General features: G+C 61.6%; 14 protein-coding genes. 8 read left to right on the top strand and 6 right to left on the bottom strand.

The features are described 5' to 3' along the window. Window positions 1–10: 10 nt before the first annotated feature. The 4 genes from AB4Y81_RS11100 to trxA all read right to left on the bottom strand — a co-directional run bounded on the left by AB4Y81_RS11100 (window position 11) and on the right by trxA (window position 4650). On the bottom strand, window positions 11–988 hold the full coding sequence (locus tag AB4Y81_RS11100; protein ID WP_441995868.1) for an ABC transporter permease: 978 nt from the start codon (window positions 986–988) through the stop codon (window positions 11–13). Between the two features lie 141 nt (window positions 989–1129). Continuing rightward, entirely contained in the window at window positions 1130–2803 is a 1674-nt protein-coding gene (locus AB4Y81_RS11095) for an ABC transporter substrate-binding protein (protein ID WP_018778584.1), read from the bottom strand. Window positions 2804–2881: 78 nt separating this feature from the next. Continuing rightward, window positions 2882–3895, bottom strand: coding sequence for a LacI family DNA-binding transcriptional regulator (locus AB4Y81_RS11090; protein WP_227453635.1), 1014 nt, complete (start codon window positions 3893–3895; stop codon window positions 2882–2884). A 326-nt stretch (window positions 3896–4221) separates the two neighbouring features. Beyond that, the gene (gene trxA / locus AB4Y81_RS11085; protein ID WP_039240984.1) at window positions 4222–4650 is read right to left on the bottom strand and encodes a thioredoxin; all 429 of its coding nucleotides are present in this window, start codon (window positions 4648–4650) and stop codon (window positions 4222–4224) included. Window positions 4651–5032: 382 nt separating this feature from the next. Between trxA and mtr the strand changes: the two genes are divergently transcribed. After that, window positions 5033–6448 (top strand): mycothione reductase, encoded by a 1416-nt coding sequence (mtr, locus tag AB4Y81_RS11080; RefSeq protein WP_441995865.1) that lies wholly within the window; start codon window positions 5033–5035, stop codon window positions 6446–6448. Between the two features lie 218 nt (window positions 6449–6666). After that, the gene (locus AB4Y81_RS11075) at window positions 6667–7131 is read left to right on the top strand and encodes a hypothetical protein (RefSeq protein WP_441995863.1); all 465 of its coding nucleotides are present in this window, start codon (window positions 6667–6669) and stop codon (window positions 7129–7131) included. Window positions 7132–7468: 337 nt separating this feature from the next. Here the strand turns inward: AB4Y81_RS11075 and AB4Y81_RS11070 are convergent, their stop codons facing one another. Together AB4Y81_RS11070 and AB4Y81_RS11065 are read right to left on the bottom strand one after the other, a co-directional pair. After that, on the bottom strand, window positions 7469–8698 hold the full coding sequence (locus AB4Y81_RS11070; RefSeq protein WP_055976324.1) for an amidohydrolase: 1230 nt from the start codon (window positions 8696–8698) through the stop codon (window positions 7469–7471). A 25-nt stretch (window positions 8699–8723) separates the two neighbouring features. Further along, entirely contained in the window at window positions 8724–10178 is a 1455-nt protein-coding gene (locus tag AB4Y81_RS11065) for an MFS transporter (protein WP_441995861.1), read from the bottom strand. A 114-nt stretch (window positions 10179–10292) separates the two neighbouring features. Between AB4Y81_RS11065 and AB4Y81_RS11060 the strand changes: the two genes are divergently transcribed. The 6 genes from AB4Y81_RS11060 (at window position 10293) to AB4Y81_RS11035 (ending at window position 17300) form a co-directional block, all read left to right on the top strand. After that, a complete protein-coding gene (locus tag AB4Y81_RS11060) occupies window positions 10293–11285 on the top strand; it encodes an Lrp/AsnC family transcriptional regulator (RefSeq protein ID WP_235338904.1) in 993 nt (330 codons plus the stop codon). 45 nt (window positions 11286–11330) lie between these two features. Further along, window positions 11331–12224 (top strand): LysR substrate-binding domain-containing protein, encoded by an 894-nt coding sequence (locus tag AB4Y81_RS11055; RefSeq protein ID WP_441995860.1) that lies wholly within the window; start codon window positions 11331–11333, stop codon window positions 12222–12224. 131 nt (window positions 12225–12355) lie between these two features. Next, window positions 12356–13726: an L-serine ammonia-lyase gene (locus tag AB4Y81_RS11050; protein ID WP_441995859.1), complete on the top strand. Its 1371-nt coding sequence runs from the start codon at window positions 12356–12358 to the stop codon at window positions 13724–13726. A 472-nt stretch (window positions 13727–14198) separates the two neighbouring features. Beyond that, entirely contained in the window at window positions 14199–15455 is a 1257-nt protein-coding gene (locus AB4Y81_RS11045; protein ID WP_018778607.1) for an ABC transporter substrate-binding protein, read from the top strand. A 145-nt stretch (window positions 15456–15600) separates the two neighbouring features. Further along, window positions 15601–16443, top strand: coding sequence for a carbohydrate ABC transporter permease (locus tag AB4Y81_RS11040; RefSeq protein WP_018778608.1), 843 nt, complete (start codon window positions 15601–15603; stop codon window positions 16441–16443). Beyond that, complete coding sequence (locus AB4Y81_RS11035; protein ID WP_441995857.1) at window positions 16440–17300, top strand: carbohydrate ABC transporter permease; 861 nt, start codon at window positions 16440–16442, stop codon at window positions 17298–17300. Before AB4Y81_RS11040 ends, AB4Y81_RS11035 begins: the two co-directional genes overlap by 4 nt. Window positions 17301–17326: the final 26 nt, after the last annotated feature.

Genomic DNA, 17326 nt, shown 5'->3' with positions numbered 1-17326 from the left:
GATCAGTCCTCTAGTTGCTGCGCACGCGCGGGTCGAGGCGGACGTAGAGGATGTCCACCAGGAAGTTGGCTAGCAGCACGGCGGCGGTGATGGTCAGGAACAAGCCCTGCATCAGTGGATAGTCGAGGCCCTGGACGGCGTTCAGCAGTTGGTAGCCGACGCCCGGATAGGCGAAAACCACTTCAGTGAGCAGCGCACCGCCCACCACGAATCCCAGTCCCATCCCGAAGCTCGTCACCGAGGGCAGCATGGCGTTGCGTGCTGCGTAGCGAAGCATGATGCGGCCCGGGCGGAGTCCCTTGGCTTCGGCCATGGTGATGTAGTCCTCCGAATTCGTGGCGATCATGGTGTTGCGCATTCCCAGCATCCAGCCGCCAATGGAGACCAGCACGATCGTCAGCGCYGGCAACACCAGGTGAGCCCCGACGTCGCCGATGAACTCCCAAGTGAACGCGGGCTCCAAACCATCGGTGAACGCATGCCGGATCGGGAACCAACCCAGCACCACCCCGAACAGGTACAGCGCACCCATCGCGAGCCAGAAGTACGGGAACGAGCCGATGAAAACCAGCACCGGCGGGAGCGCAGAGTCGATCGCTCCGCCGCGCCGCCATGCGGCCAGGACGCCCAGCAGGTTACCCACGACGGCGGCAATCACCAGCGCGGTTCCGCCCAGTAGCAGCGTCCAGCCGATCTGGGACGAAATGACTTCGGTGACCGGCGTGGGGAAACGGGAGATGGAGACCCCCATCTGGCCGGTGAAGATGTTGTGCAGGTAGTCGATGTATTGCTCCCAGATGGGCCGGTCGTCAACACCCAGCAGCTGGCGCAGGGCCTCGATCTGCTCCGGTTGCATTCGGTCCTGGGAGCGGGCAAACATGCGGGATACGGGGTCTCCCGGCATGAAGCGCGGGAGCAGGAAATTCAGGGTGATGGATRCCCAGAAGGCGATCAGGTAGAAACCAAGGCGGCGCAGGATGAAGCGCACGGTTTCCCTCCATTCGGGAATTGCGGGGATTGCGGAAAGTGAAGAGGGCACGCCCGGCGGCAGTGGCCGGTTCAGCGGCAAGGTGGCGGCGTCGTGGCAGCGGGCAACCGCCGGGCGTGCAGTGAGAAGAGTTGCGGGGATTTACTTCCGCGGTTCCAGGGTGGTCAGAACCAGCACCGTCGTAGGTGATCGGACGGACAGCGTGGCGTACGGGTTGCCCTCGGTGGGCCAGCCGGTGAAGCGGGTGTCATTGAAGGCACCCCATTCAGGGCCTGAGAACAGCGGCACCAGCGGTGCTGCGTCGTTGTACTCTTCCTGCAGCTTGTTGGCGATGTCCTTTTGCTTGGACTCGTCGGTCTCCGCAACGAAGTCGGCCAACAGGGCATCGGCCTTCGTGTCGCCGAAGCGGTGGTAGTTATCGAACGTCTTCGTGCCTACCGGTTTGACCGTTGCGGTGCCCATGGAGGTGTTGAAGTACTTGTACGGGCTGGGATCGTTGGCGCTCCAAACGATGCCGGAATCGAAGTCGCCGGTCTCATAGCCCGCGACCACAGCGGCCCAGTCCGGGGACTCGACCTTGGCCGTGACGCCCACCTCGGCCAGGTTCTGCGAGATAACGTTGGCCACGGAAAGCCAGTCAGAGGATGTGGCACCTACGGAGATCTTGAATTCAAAAGGCTTGCCGTCTTTGAGGGTGCGCTTGCCGTCTGCTCCCTTGGGGTATCCCGCCTTGTCCAGAAGCTCGTTGGCCTTCTGCACATCGTGGTTGGTCCACGTGCAGTTGTCCTTCACCTGGGCGTTCTTCCAGGTCTCATAATTACCGGAGAGCCCGGTGCAGTCAGCCGGCTTGGCGTAACCGCTCATGCCGATCTTGGTGACCTGGTCACGGTCCACGGCCATGCTCAGTGCTTTGCGGACGTCGACATCGTTGAACGGCGCCTTGGTGGTGTTGAGCTGCCAGTTGATCATGGCACCGGTGGCGGGGAACCAGTATTGGCGGTGTTCCTTGTCCTTTGAAACAAAGGTCTTTTCGATGTTGGGAATGTACTGCGGAGCCCAGTCCACGTCCCCGTTCGCTGCGGCGAGGTTGGCGCCGTCGTTTCCTGCGAAAGCGAGCATCTTGATGCCGGCGATCTTCTGCTTTTCAGGCTGCCAGTAATTGGGGTTCTTCTTCAGCACGAAGGACTGGGCCTGGAAAGTATCAACCTCGGTGTACGGCCCGGTACCTACCGGCTTGGCATTCGCATCCTTCTCCGGGTCCGGCAAAGCGGACCAGATGTGCTTGGGCAGGATGCTGAGTTGGCCGACGTCGTAAAGGGCCGGCGACCACGGCTTGTTGAAGTTGAAAGTGACCTTGTTGCCCTCGGCGGTGACGGTGTCCAGGTACTCAAAGCCGCCCTTGATCTTCTTCTGGAGTTCGAAGGTGTAGGCAACGTCATCAGCCACGAAGGGCTGCCCGTCGGACCATTTCACACCGTCACGGAGAGTGAAGGTGACCGATTTGCCGTCCTCGGCTGCTTTCCACTCCGTGGCCAGCCACGGCACCGTGTCCCCCTTGGCCGGGTTGAAAATGAGGAGGGATTCATAGATGGACTGCTGGACCATCGGGTTCACCGTGGGAGCGAACGGGTTGAAATTCTGCACGAATGTGCCCATGTCCTCCCGCGGGATGGTGAGGAACGCGCCGGCGTTCGCTCCGGCGTCGGAGGTGCCTGTTTTAGAGACGTTTGCCGTGCAGCCGGTGAGCAGCATCGCGCCCACTGCAAGGCTCGCCGCCGTGATCCGGGCAGCCCGGAAGTATCGGGGTTGTGTCATGATGGTTATCTCTTTCCTATCTTCATCGTCCAAGGTGAAGGGGTGGGTAAGGGTTGCTCTTCGGCATTGATTTCGCGGTCAGACCGAAGAGCGTTCTAGCAGCGGACAGTCGACCAATTGCTGGTCGGCAAGGATCGGCTGTCCTGCTGTAAGAGCGGCAAGCGTTTGGACGCCCAAGGCGCCCATTTTTTCGAACGGCAACGCAACCGTGGTCAATTTGGGCCGCAGGTAGGCCGCAATGAGTTCCTGGTTGTCGAAGCCGATCACGGCGATGTCCCCGGGGATGGTCAGGCCACGTTCCTTAATGGCGTCATAAGCGCCCATCGCCATGCGGTCATTGAGGCAGAACAGCGCCGTCGGTCTCTCTTGTGGCGGGTAGCGGTCCAGGATGTGGCACGCGGCGTCGTAACCGCCGTCGGCCGTTGCATACCCGGACACCACCAGTTCGGGGTCCAGCTCCAGTCCGGCGACGGCGAGTGCTTCGCGGGCACCCTCCAAACGCCCTACTGCCGCAGGAATGGCCGGGTCCAGGTTGATGACACCGATCCGGGTATGGCCGGCTTGGAGCAAGCGTTCGACGGCCACCCGTCCCCCCGCCCGCTCATCCGGGACGATCGAGGGCAGCTTCCCGTCCGCGTCGAAGCAGTTGATCAGGACTGTGGGGACTTCGTTGGCACTTTCGGGGACGTGAACGCCCCGGTGAAAGGTGGCTGCGTAGAGGAGTCCTTCCACCCGTTGTTCCAATAGCTTCTCCGTAGCAGCATCTTCCAGGCCCTCGTTGGGTCCCACGGCATCGGCCTGGTCGGAGGGCGCGATGAGYAGGAACCGGCGGTCAAGCCAGGCTTGGTCCTGGGCTCCTTTGATGATGTCGACGGCGAACGGAGCCGTGACGATCTCCGTCACGATCCCGTACCAGTCACTACGGCGGGATGCCAGCGCACGGGCGCCGGCGTTCGGGCGGTAGCCCAATTCCTGCACGGCGTCGTTGATCCTGGCGCGGGTTTCTTCGGAGATGCTTGCGTTCTCCCGGTTGCTGAGCACGAACGAAACAGCTGTCCGGGAAACGCCGGCGTGTTTGGCTACGTCTTTCATGGTGACTCCCCGCTGCTTCACAGCCACGGGGGTGTCTGGGTTGGTGCTTTTCGCCATCGAATGCTCCGGTGTTCTTCGCTGATCCAGGTCTGCGCCCAACGTTGTTGTTCGGCCGGCCCGGGGTGGAAAGCAGCGTTGGTAACGCGCGTTACTTTCCGGACATGTGACTCAGGTTACCCGCGTTACTTGAACTCTGTCAACACTCTTTCTTCAGCGTAGGGTCGCGCCCTGTATCCCCCGGATTCGCGGCGTGAACCTGACGCGCGCAGCCGTAAAGGCACGACGGCGGGGCGCCGCCCCTGCCGCCGTCGTCCACTGTTCCCGGACTACTTCGAGAGTGCCTCCTCCAACCAGGACCTCAACACCGGCGCGGGAGCCGCGCCGGCCTGCCTCGCCACGATTTTGCCGTCAACGATGACCATCAACGTCGGCACCGCCTGGATGGCGAACCTGGCAGAGAGCTGCGGCGAGTGATCCACATCGACCTTCACGAGTTTGATGCGACCGGCGCGTTCGTGTGCCAGTTGGTCGAGCACGGGGCTCACCATCCGGCAGGGTCCGCACCACACAGCCCAAAAGTCCACCAACACCGGAACGCTGGACCGTTCGGCGATCGCGCTGAAGTCGTCGTCGCCCGCTTCAACCACCCAAGGCAGGTCCTTGTGGCAGCTCCCGCAGCGCGGCCGGCCGTCGGCGGCGGCCGGAACGCGGTTCGACTTGCCGCAGTGAGGACATTTGATGATGGCTTTGTTCATGTGATTGAGGCCTCCGTGAGCTCCGTAGTGCTGTATTCAAGCGCGGGATTCGAGGCCAAAAAACGGCCTTCGTGATCACGCTGGCCCGCGCGATACTACCCGGCAGCAGTGCCTTGCACCAGGGCCTCCCCCCGGCGACCGCCTGCCACCACAAGAGATGATTCATCATGAAAACTTGGACCCGCCTTGGGTTCGCCGCTTGTCCACGGGCGCCTAAGGCGATGGTCAACTTGCCGATTGCGTCGTGTTGCTCGTTGAACCCTCCCGTACTCAGTTGTTCGGCGAAGGATCCGGGCGTCAGGGTACACCTCCCGCCATCGGCTCATGAGACCTGTTGACGTCGGGTTCATTAGGGTGGAAGTAAACCCGCAGTAAGGACCACATGCACACCGTCACCAGCAGCCCCGCCGTAGATCGCCACTATGACTTGGTCATCATTGGCACCGGCTCCGGGAACTCCATACCCGGGCCCGGTTTCGAACACCAGTCGATCGCGATCATTGAGGAGGCATCGTTCGGAGGCACCTGCCTGAACGCCGGATGCATCCCAACAAAAATGTTCGTGCACACAGCGGACACCGCACTCGAGACCCGCGAGTCAGCACGGCTGGGCCTTAACGCCTCCGTCAACTCCGTGGACTGGCCCGGCATCGTCCGCCGCATTTTCGAGGACCGCGTAGACCCCATCTCCGTCGCTGGCGAGGAATACCGGCGCAGCCAGCGGAGCCCGAACACGGACGTCTACGACCAACACGCCGTCTTCACCGGAGAACGCACCTTGCGCACCGGCCAAGGGGCCCACCAGAGGACCATCTCCGGTGACCGGATCGTCATCGCCGCAGGCTCCCGCCCCGTCGTCCCCGACGTCATCTCCGCCTCAGGCGTTCACTACTACACCAGCGAAGACATCATGCGGCTTCCGCAGTTGCCTAAATCCTTGGTCATCATCGGCGGTGGCTACATCGCCATGGAGTTCGCCCACATCTTTGATGCCCTCGGCACGGATGTCACGATCATTGCCCGCTCCACCCTCCTGCGGAACCTCGACGACGACCTGCACGACCCGTTCAACGACCTCGCCGCAGAGCGTTTCGATGTCCGGGCCGGCCGGACTACCGTCAGCGCCGAACAGAATGACCGCGGCATCACCATACGGCTCGACGACGGCTCAACCGCCACCGGGGAGGTACTTCTGGTAGCGACCGGACGTACCCCCAACGGAGACCTGATGGACCTGTCCGCCGCCGGGATCGAGACCATAGGCGGCGGGCGCATCAAAGTAGATGAGTATGGCCGGTCGACCTCCGCCGCAGGTGTATGGGCGCTCGGCGACGTCTCCTCCCCCTACATGCTCAAACACGTCGCCAACGCCGAAATGCGCGCCGTGCGCCACAACCTGCTGAACCCGGGAAACCTGCAGAAAATGCCGCACGACAACGTCCCTGCCGCTACCTTCACACACCCCCAGATCGCCACCGTCGGAATGACCGAGTCCCAGGCCCGCGAAAAGGGTCACAACGTGACCGTCAAAATCCAGGCCTACGGCGACGTCGCGTACGGCTGGGCAATGGAAGACACCACCGGCATATGCAAACTCATCGCTGACAAGGACACCGGCAAACTCCTGGGCGCCCACTACATGGGCCCCCAGGCTTCAACCCTGATCCAGCAAATGATCACCGTCCTGGCCTTCGACCTCGACGTCCGCGAGATTGCCGCGAAGCAGTACTGGATCCACCCCGCACTACCGGAGGTCACCGAAAACGCCCTGCTCGGCCTGACGTTCGACCAGACGTAGACGCACGCGCGGCTCTCCCTCGATGCGCCGAGCGGCCGGGACGCGGGTTCCCCACTTCCGGAAGCGTCACGGTAACGCCTTTGATTGCACTACTAGATAGCGATCCAGCAAGGTTCCCGCGCCGAAGATAGAGTCGATGCCGCTCGTCAAACGGCCTCTTGGTTCCGATGTTGGTGCGGTGGCATCGGGAACGGAGATCGAGCAGATTCGGGGGAAAGATGAATCGTGAGAACGTGTTGTTGCACGGCTTGGGTTTGGTTCTTGTTTCTGGCCTGAGGGCGCCCGTACCGGCGATGGCTGCCACCCATCAGAGCGTATCTGCGGGGAATTTCCAGGCCAAGGCCCCTGACAATGCTGGAGGCGTCAACGACAGGTTGCCGTTTACGATGTCAACGCACCACGAACAGGCCGACGGACAATTCCAGCCCGCCGCTGGCTATAGCGGTTTAACTTCCCAGGAACCAAGAGTGCAACCAGCTGCTAAGACGCCCGACCGCCACACGACCTCAACGAAGCAACGGATCTACTGGCCTGGACTCGGGCTGCTTGTGGGGCTGACAACCCTCGGGATCAGAAGCCTGCTCGGAGATTCCCAGAACATTCTCAGCGCGACACTAACCGTGTTGATCCCGGTGGTTGCTGCAATCTTCGCGTCGTTCATCGTGAAGAACAACAGGCAGTGAGGTCGATGCGCTCCTGAATCACGTCGGCAACTGTAAGGATCTCGTTCCGTGTCAACAGATTTGTGGGTTGCGATAACAAAGACTGGGAAGTGGCGGAAACCTCCGGAATCCGGGGCATTCCGGCGGAAGAACGGGGCAATCCGTGGTGGAAAGGGTGGACATTGTCCCTCCCGCTCATTTACATCCGATTAGCCCGGGTCTGGTAGCAGGGCACGGCAACTTCGTATGTCTTGCATCAAACGAAGCCGTCCCCGTCGCACTGCGCACGGCCCGACCGCGACGAGGTGGCGCCCCTTAGCGTTTCGACTAAGAGACGCCACCGGTCAACCTGCGGGAATCAGGCTTCCAGCGTCACCGTCGTGGCGCCGGGAACCCGCGCAGCCTGGAGTTCCAGCAGTTCGGCCCGGAGTGAGGTATCCAGAGCCGCATCCAGAACGGTGAGTGCCAGGACGGTGGCGCCGTCGAGAATGGCTTCGTCCGCCTCCGGTGAGATGGCGGCGGCGGTGAAGTCCGGGTGGTGCGGGACCGCGGTGCTGTTGCGGACCACCACCATGCCGTGCACGGACGGGACTACCTGGGAAACGTTGCCCATGTCGGAGGAACCGCCCCCGAAGATGGGCGTCGTGTCCACGGGCCTTCCGACGGTTTCCATGTTGGCGTCCCATGCTTCGCCCAGCCCGACGTGGGTATTGAGCGGGGCGTAGGGGTGCTCGGTCTGCTGGTGGGTCCAGGTGCAGCCGGTGGCGATGGCCGCACCTTCGAAGCACGCGAGGACGCGCCGCTTGAGGTCCCGCCAAACATCAACGTCTCCCGCGCGGACTTCCACCTGAACCGTGGAGTCGCCGGCGATGACGTTGGTGGCACCGCCGCCGTGCGAGATGAACGCGTTGGTGTTTGCGTTCTCCGGCAGGTGCTGCCGCAGGACGGCCATGTTCATCAGCGCCAGGCTCGCCGCCGCGCCTGCGTTGATGGCCTTGTCCGGGGCTCCGGCTGCGTGGGCTTCGCTGCCTTTGAACTGCACTTCGAAGCGCTCTACGGCGGCCATACCAATGGCCGCCGCACTCCGCTCAGCGCCCGTCATGCCATGCACCATAAGGGAGAACGCTGCGTCCTCCCACGCTCCGGCCTGAAGCAGCGAGACTTTTCCGCCGCCGTGTTCCTCCGCGGGAGTGCCGAGGAGTTTGATCCGCAGTCCGGCGGCGTCGGCCACGGGCTTAAGGGCCAGCGCAGCGCCGACGCCGGCTGCGGCGATCATGTTGTGCCCGCACGCATGGCCGACTTCGGGGAGGGCATCGTATTCGGCACAGATGACCACGGTCAGTTCGCCGGTGCCGTAGACGGCCTCGATCGCCGTCGGAACATCATAGGCGCGTTCGGTCACCTCGAAGCCGCCGTCGCGGAGGACAGCAGCCACGGCCGCTGCTGAGTCGTGTTCCTCCCAGGAGATCTCTGCCAGTGCATGGACCTTGTGGCTAAGTTCAAGGATGGAAGGCCCGACGGCGGCAGCGGACTCGCGTACGGTGTCGCGCAAGGTGTCCTGGGAGGTGGTGTCGATGGAAACGGTCATTGTTGATCCTTCGTGTCGAGGTGAATTAATTGGCAGGTTCGAGGACGTCGTCGGCATTCGATGACGATGTGGTTGATTCGACCGGTGTGGCCCGGGCAGGCCGGATGAACAGAACGGCCACGGCGAAGAGGACGCAGACTGCGGCGCAGATCCACCAAACGGCGTGGAAGGACAGTTCGGTGGCCGCCCGCGTTCCGGCGGCTGTTGGTGTGGTGAGTGCTGCCATCAGCAGCGCGAAAAGAGCACCGGCGACTCCTCCGGCGGCGGTGCGGGCTGTGTTGTACAACCCCGAAGCGATCCCCACTGAATCGGCTGCTGCCCGCTGGACCACCAAAGTGGGGAGCGTGCCGCTGACCAGCCCCGCGCCGAGTCCGGCCATGACGAGCCACACCGCGAAGGTCACCAGGGTACCCGGCGCCAGAATCATGAGGACGTACGCGATGGCGCTGAGCCCTCCCCCAAGGGCAACACTCCGTGGGCCGCCGATCAGCCGGGATGCCCGGTCGCTGAGCGAGGCACCCAGGAAGGCCGCAAGAGCCATGATGCTGAGCATTGTTCCCGCGGCAGAGGCAGCAGCGCCGAAGCCGAATCCAAGCGTGGCCGGATCGGAGCGCAGGTAGACGGAGATGGGTGCTTGCGCGCCGAACAGTTGCGCGCCGTAAAGGAAGGCGACGACAATCGGAAGGCCAATGCCGCCACGAAGGAGCATGGTGAGGTCCACCAGGGGGTGTTCTGTCCTGCGGGCTGAAACCACCCAGCCGGCCAGGAGGGCGATGCCGACCGCCATCGCGAGGGCCGTGGTCAGCGGCGGCCACGTTGAGAGATTCGAAGCGCCTCCCAGGAGAGCAGCCAAGCCACCGCCAAGCAGTGCAGCACCGAGATAATCCACCCGCCCTTCGCTCCGCAGCGGGCTTTCCTTGACGAAGAACGCGATGCCAGGAACGCACAGGGCCATGAAGATCGCCGGCATCAGCAGAGTGATGGAAAGGCTCTCAGTCGCGTCGAGGACAAATCCGGCCAGGAGACCGCCGATGGTTGCGCCGAGGGTCAACGCCGCCACGAGCCTGCCGATGCTTCGCCCGGAGCGTTCAGAGTCGCGTTGATGGACGATGGCGAATTCCAAGGGGAGGAAAACGGCCAGCGGGGCTTGGATAGCACGTCCCAGAAGGAACAGTTCATAGTTTGGGGCGAAGGCAACCAAGACGGAAGCCGCGGCAACGATAGCCGTGGAGATCATGAGTATCCGCTTGTGGCCGTGGATGTCACCCAGCTTGGACAGCAAAGGGACCACCAGCACTGTCGCCAGCAAGTAGGCGGCGCTGATCCAATTCAGCGATGCTGCCGAAACTCCATGGTGTTCACCAATGGAAGAGAAGAGAGGATTCAGCCAGCCCTGAAGTATGCCACTGCCAAGCTCCATGACCACCAGGAAACCGACGGCTCCTGCCGCCGTAGTGGATTTCTGCGCCGTTGTACGCATGTGCGCTCCGATGTGATGAGAAGTGAACGGGATCACAACATCATGGAAGTGCCGTGTTTCCAATTGATGAAATTGCAGCTTTCCGTGGCTATTCTGTTTTCTATGCCGGAAAACATGCTTGATCCACTCGAGGAGCGCCTCATCCATGCTCTTCAGATCGAAGGTCGGGCGCCGTGGAGTGAACTGGCCCCCATGATCGGAGTCGACGCCGTAACCCTCGCCAGGCGCTGGGACTCGCTGCGCGAACGCGGGCTCGCATGGGTCACCGGCATCTTCCCCGACGGAGCATCGGCCCTGGTGGACATCACCTGCAAACCCCAGCAAACGGGCGACGTGGCCCGCCAATTGGCGCAGATCCCGGAAGTGATGACCCTCGACCACACCTCCGGCGGACGGGATCTGTTGGCCACGGTCCTCGCCGACACCCCGCTCTCCATCTGGGACACAGTCACCAACCGCATCGGCGGCTTGGAAGGCGTCAGGAACACCCAGACGCATCTCGTTACCGAAGTAGTCATGGAGGCCTCCGATTGGAGGCTCCGCGCCCTCACACCGCAGGAGGCAGCCAGGGTCCCCCGCCCCCGCCCACCACGGGCACGGGCGCCGCGGACCGTGCACCCTGACGTCGAAGCAGCGCTCCGCCATTGCCTGGCCGAAGATGGGCGGCGCCCCGTCAGCCGCATTGCCGCAGAACATGGACTCAGCGAACAGCGCGTCGCGGATGGGCTGGCCCGCATGCGCGCCGATGGCATGCTGCGGATACGCACGGACGTCGCACGCACGGTCACGGGTTGGCCTGTCTACGCCTGGTACTTCATGCGGACCGCCGCCAAGCACGTTCAGCAGATGAAGGGGCTCATGGCTAAGATTCCTGAAGCCCGAACGGCGCTGGCCGTCGCAAGCCAGTACAACTTGGTGGTGGCGGTCTGGCTGAAGGAAATGTCCGATGTCATGCGCTTCGAGGCTGCCATGGAAGCTGCCGTGCCGAGCGCCCGCATCGTTGACCGCAGCGTGGTGTTCAGGATGAGCAAGCACCTCGGCCGGCTCATCGATGAACAAGGGGCCGCGACGCTGGGATTCGTCCACCCGTCGTCGGAAAGTAGCTGAGACCGCAGTTCTGAGGTTAAGTGGTCCTAAACCCTGGGAGGTCCCGTGCTCGATATCCGACGCCTGCAAATCCTCAAGACCCTTGAGGTTGAGGGAACCATGACGGCCGTTGCCGCCAAGCTCCATATGACAACGTCGGCGGTCAGCCAGCAGTTGGCCGTGCTTGAACGGGAGGCCGGGCTGGCGCTCCTGATCCGTGCCGGCCGGAAAGTGCGGCTGACGGAAGCCGGAGTCATGCTGGTGAAGCATTTTGGCCGGATAGCTGCTGAAGTTGAGGCGGCCGAGGTGAACTTAAAGAAGCTCCAGACAGATGTCCGTGGACACCTCGCCATCAGCGCTTTCCCCAGCTTTTGCAGCACGGTGCTCCCCGCCGCCGTCATGTCCCTTCAGGCCAGCTACCCGCGACTCGACATCACCGTGTCCGACCTCGAACCATTCGAAAGTGTGGCCCAGTTGAGGGAAGGGCACATCGATGTCGCAGTGGTGGATGACCTGCACGACATCCAGGATGAGGGACTCGTGAAGACTATTCTGGCCCGCGATGAAATCATCCTCTGCCTCCCCCAGGACCGAGAGGCACCGGACGCTGCGACGCTGGCCGACTACGCCGATGAACGGTGGATCCTGGACCAGGAAGGCAGCGTTTTTGAGCAATTCGTCCTGCAAACCTGCCGCGACGCTGGATTCGAGCCGAACGTCATAGCCCACTGTCGAAACCTGATGGCCACCCTGGGATTGGTCCGTGGTGGCCTCGGGGTCGCCCTGATGAGTGAACTGAACCTCGGCCGGGAAACGGACGACCTGGTGGTGCGTCGCGTAGATCCAAGCTGCGGCCGCAACATCATTGTCTTGCACCGTGCGGCCAGCCGGGAATCGCCGGCAGTAGCGGCCGTCGTCGACGAACTGCGGAAAGCTGCTGACGCCCGCCCCAAAGCGTGACGCGCGCGGGAGTCCAGGCGAATTGTTAAGTTCTGCTTGACGTTCTGTTCAAAAGTTTCCGATAGACGCTGACCGCATTCGCACCCAAGCTGGTAGCAGACCCCACACCAAATCTGCACCGGAGGTATGCCATGGCTTTAAGTGCCCTTGACCTTTTCTCAATCGGAATCGGCCCCTCGTCGTCCCACACCGTGGGGCCGATGCGCGCGGCCCGCGCGTTCGTCGAAGAACTGGAGAGGGAAGAAAAGTTCGACGCCGTTGATCGCCTTCATGCTGGACTGTTCGGTTCGCTGGGGGCTACCGGACGCGGGCACGGCTCGGATAAGGCGGTCATCCTGGGATTCATGGGCGAGTCGCCGGAAACCGTAGACACAACCACGGCAGACAATGTGGTCAACGAAGCCACTGAGGCCGGGAAGATATTGCTTGCAGGGCGCCGAATGATCACCTTCAACAGAAGCAAGGACGTGGTGCTCCATCTGCGCAAGTCATTGCCTGCGCATCCAAACGGCATGCGGTTCCAAGCCTTCGACAATCTGGGGAGAGTGCTGAGCGAACGCGTCTACTACTCAGTGGGCGGCGGCTTCGTCGTTGACGAGAATGACGTTGGGAACTCGCGTCCCGAGACGATACAACTCCCCTATCCGTTCTCCGACGCCGAAGAACTGTTGGCCCACTGCAAGCGTGAAGGCCTTTCCATCAGCGACGTTATGCTCGCCAACGAAAGCGCTTGGCGCAGCGAGGAGGAAACCCGCGCGCAGTTGATGCACATCTGGGAAACCATGAAAGAGTGCGTGTCACGCGGCTGTAGCCGAACGGAAGAACACCTGCCCGGGAACCTGATGGTCCGCCGTCGTGCGCCGCGGCTGCTGGCGGACCTGCAAGCGAAAGACGACACCAGCGATCCCTTGCGTGCAGTGGACTGGGTGAACCTGTTTGCCCTGGCGGTGAACGAAGAGAACGCCACGGGTGGACGCGTCGTCACCGCCCCCACCAACGGCGCTGCCGGAATCATTCCAGCGGTGCTGCACTACTACATGATGTTCACACCCGGAGCCAACGAAGAAGCAGTGATCCGATTCCTCCTCACCGCAGCTGCCATAGGTGTCCTGTTTAAGCAGAACGCCTCCATTTCCGGCGCCGAAGTCGGCTGCCAAGGGGAAGTCGGCTCAGCCTGTTCCATGGCAGCGGGCGCACTGTGCGAAATTCTGGGCGGCACACCCCAGCAGGTGGAGAACGCCGCCGAGATTGGTATCGAGCACAACCTCGGGCTGACCTGCGACCCCGTTGGTGGCCTGGTCCAGATCCCGTGCATCGAACGCAACGCAATGGCCAGCAACAAAGCCATCAACGCTGCGCGGATCAGCCTGCGCGGAGACGGCGTCCACCACGTCTCGCTTGACACAGCCATCAAGACGATGCGGGAGACAGGAGCAGACATGAAAAGCAAGTACAAAGAAACGTCCCGCGGCGGCCTCGCTGTTAACGTGATCGCTTGCTAAGGCCCGCAGCGGCCCCCCTGATTGATCGACAGCAGGCGGAGGATCCTGGGTCAGAGCCCTGATGCCCACCACGGGTGACGGGATTTCCGGCTGGAACTTCTCCACGTCAGACCAGCACGCCCAGACCAGCACGCCAAGCCACGGGCTGTTCACTCTGCGGTGCTCAACCCGTGCTTGGGGGCTCCGAAAGGTTCCGGCTTTCAAAGGTCAACACCCAGGGCTGAGTCAGGGATTTAGTCCGTTCCGGATCTATATCGAATCTTTCCTTGACAGAGCCATCCCGCGGCCCTAAATTTAGTGCAACCGATCTCAGCAACCGATCTCAGTCCTACTTCTGAAAATGCAACCGATCTCAAAGGAGAGATTCGATGAACCAATCGGCTTCTCCCTACCGTCGAAGTCCCGCATTTAGCACGCGTCGCTTGAGCACGGCATGCTCCCACATCAGCACACCCATTCACAGGAGAAATTCATGATCAAAAAGCGATGGGGCTTGGCGCTCGTAACAGCCGTTGTGGCCGGCCTTGCCCTCAGCGGCTGTTCACCCTCAGCTTCGGAACCCAAAGGTCCCGTGACTCTGAACTACTGGGACTTCCTCGATCCCAGCCAGGCTAATCCGCGTTCAAAGGCACTGAAGGAAAACATTGCCAAGTTTGAGGCGGCCAACCCGGACATCAAGATCAACCTCTCCGTCGTTTCGTTGGGCGACATGTTGAACAGACTCCCTCAGGCCGCGGCAGCAGGTCAGGCCCCTGATGTCTTCAAGATGTTCACTCCCGTCGTTCCCCAGATGGCATCTGCCGGCGTCTACTCCCCTCTGCCGGACGCCGCCTCGAAGGTAACTGATTGGCTGCGTCCCACAGACACTCTTGCGGGGCCCGACGGCAAGCCTGTTGCAGTGCCGTACGAATACCGAACCTGTGCCCTCTACTACAACCAAAAGATCCTTAGCCAGATCGGCGCGGCCGTCCCGACCACATACAACGAGGTTGTCGAAGTCGCCAAGAAGGCTGCTGCCGCTGGCTTTACCGGGTTCGGGACGGGCTTCTCGGACACAGATAACTCGGCCATCATCAGTACCTTCTTTAACTGCTTCATGTCCCAGGTGGATCAGGAAATCTGGAACAAGGATGGTCAAGCTGATTTCGCGACGGACAAAGGCAACGAGTTTGGTGACTTCCTGGCCAAGCTCAGGGACGCAAAGGCTCTTGGTAGCAACGTCGTATCCGACACGTACGGCACGGTAGCTGACGGCATGGCGAGCGGCACTGTCGCGATGGCGGTCCTGGGCACAGAACGAGCGGTTTCCTTCGGCTCCCAGAACAAGGACCTCAAGTGGACGGCCCTGCCGAAGGCGAGTACCGGCGACACGACAGGTACCACCATTGGATGGACCCTGGGGATCGGAAACGGCAGTAAAAACACCGAGGCTGCCTGGAAGTTTATCGAGTACATGACCGGGCCGGAAGCCGGTGCGCTGATGGCAACCGGCGGTGAGGTACCCACCCGTGCCGCCACCTACCAGCAACCGTTCTTCTCCACTCCAGAGGCAAAGACCGTCAACGACATCGCGGCCTACGTCAAGACCAACAGTGAACCACGCACGTATTCCAACACATGGACCGCGCTTGCCACTGGCCTCTCCCAAGCCGGGCAGAAGCTGACTCTCAACGGCTCATCAGGCAACGACTTTATTCGTTCCGCCCAGGACGCGGCCAACAAGAAGTAGCCGCCCGAAATAGGGGGAGCCTGGGAAACCAGGCTCCCCCTGGAAGGGACAGATAATGTCAACCAAAAGCCCCATCCGCAGCCCTCGCAAGACCCCAACGTCGCCCTTAGGCACCCAGACCCTCCGCCGAGTCCGTAGGGATCGAATGGTATGGCTCTACGTCCTCCCGGTCAGCGCCGTCTTCCTCTTTGTATTTGTGGGGCCGCTCATCTACACAGCGTGGACGGCCCTGCACGAGACGTCGTATTACCAGATTGGCAAATTCTCGGGTCTGAATTCCTTTGCCCGATTGTTCTCAGACTCCGACCTGCCGAGCCGCATATGGACAACCTTGGTGTTCTCGCTCGGGGCCTTGGTTATCGCTTTGCCGGCAGGGCTGCTATCTGCAATCGTGCTCAACAACCTTCACCGCTTCAAGCGTTCGGTCCGGAGCCTCTTCCTCCTTCCCTGGCTGATGTCCCAGGCCACTGCAGGAACAATCTGGCTGTGGTTCCTCAACCCCAACTACGGCCCAGCATCAGCGATCACCAAGTCCCTCGGGTTCGGTCCCACGGACGTATTCTCAACACCGACCAGTGCGCTGGTTGCAGTAACACTGATGACAGCCTGGTGGTCCTACCCGCAAGCGATGCTCCTCTTCCTGGGCGCCCTTCAAACGATTCCTGAGGAGCTCCGCGAAAGCCTCAAAGTGGACGGCGGCGGTATTTGGCACCAGTTCGTGAACATCACGCTGCCCTACTTGCGCAACACCATCGTCTCCGTCGTGGTCGTCCTTCTCATGCTCTATGTGCAGATGGTCACCATCATCCTCGTCACCACAAGAGGAGGCCCCATCGGTTCTACAGAAACCCTGTCCATGCGGGTCTACAACCAGATGTTCGACAAGTTTGATCTCTCCGGAGCATCAGCAACGGCAATCCTGCTCTTCGCCGTCAACATCGTCCTGACCCTCGTCGCCATTCGCTTCCGACGGAAGGAAAGCCTGTGAGCATCACAACCCCGCGCCGCCAGCGGCGCTTGGGCAGTTTCATCCGGGCAGTCCCTGCCTGGGCGTACATCATCCTCTCCGCAACGGTGGTACTCCCGCCGGTCGCATGGATTGTGTCCACGTCACTGAAGACCGGTTCAGGCACACTGGAATTCCCGCCAAAATGGATACCGGCCCCATTCTCATCCGAGGKCTATGTCGGCCTTCTGACCTCGACCAACATCCGATTCTTCGTAAACTCCCTCATCTATGCCGGCGGCTCTATCGTCCTGGCTCTGGCCATCTGTATCCCTGCGGCATATGTGGCCACAAGGTATCGGAGCCGCCGCATGGAAACTCTGATGACAGGGATTCTGGTCCTGTCCATGGTCCCGGCCATCGTAGTCTTTATCGCGCTGTACTCGATGTTCGTCAAGACCGCATTAATCAACACTTACCCCATGATGATCATCGTCTACACGGCAATCATCTGTGGACAAACCATCCTGTTCTTACGTAATTTCATCGAGAATATTCCTGTGGAAATCGAGGAAGCGGCCGCCATCGATGGCTGCTCCCGCATGCAGATCCTGTGGCGCATCATCCTCCCTCTCATACGTCCTGGTATCGCTGCCGTCGCCATCTTCATCTTCGTGTTCGTTTGGAACGACTTCCTTGTCGGCACTGTCCTCGCCACCACTGAAGACATGAAGACCGTGCAGAACGGCATAGTGCGATACATAACCACCGGCTTCGGTAGCTTCTGGGGACTCTTCGCCGCATTCATCGTGGTTGCCTTCATCCCTGTTCTCTCAATCTTCCTGGCATTCCAGCGCTGGTTTGTGGCCGGCATGACCTCCGGTGGTGTCAAGGGGTAAGTCGACGCACCAACCAGCCGCACTCT

Origin of the sequence: Paenarthrobacter sp. TAF1, from assembly GCF_052113825.1 — a bacterium.
Taxonomy (GTDB): Bacteria; Actinomycetota; Actinomycetes; order Actinomycetales; family Micrococcaceae; genus Arthrobacter; species Arthrobacter nicotinovorans.
The sequence above is the reverse complement of the archived record's forward strand: the minus strand, read 5'-3'. Positions and strand labels throughout refer to the sequence as shown.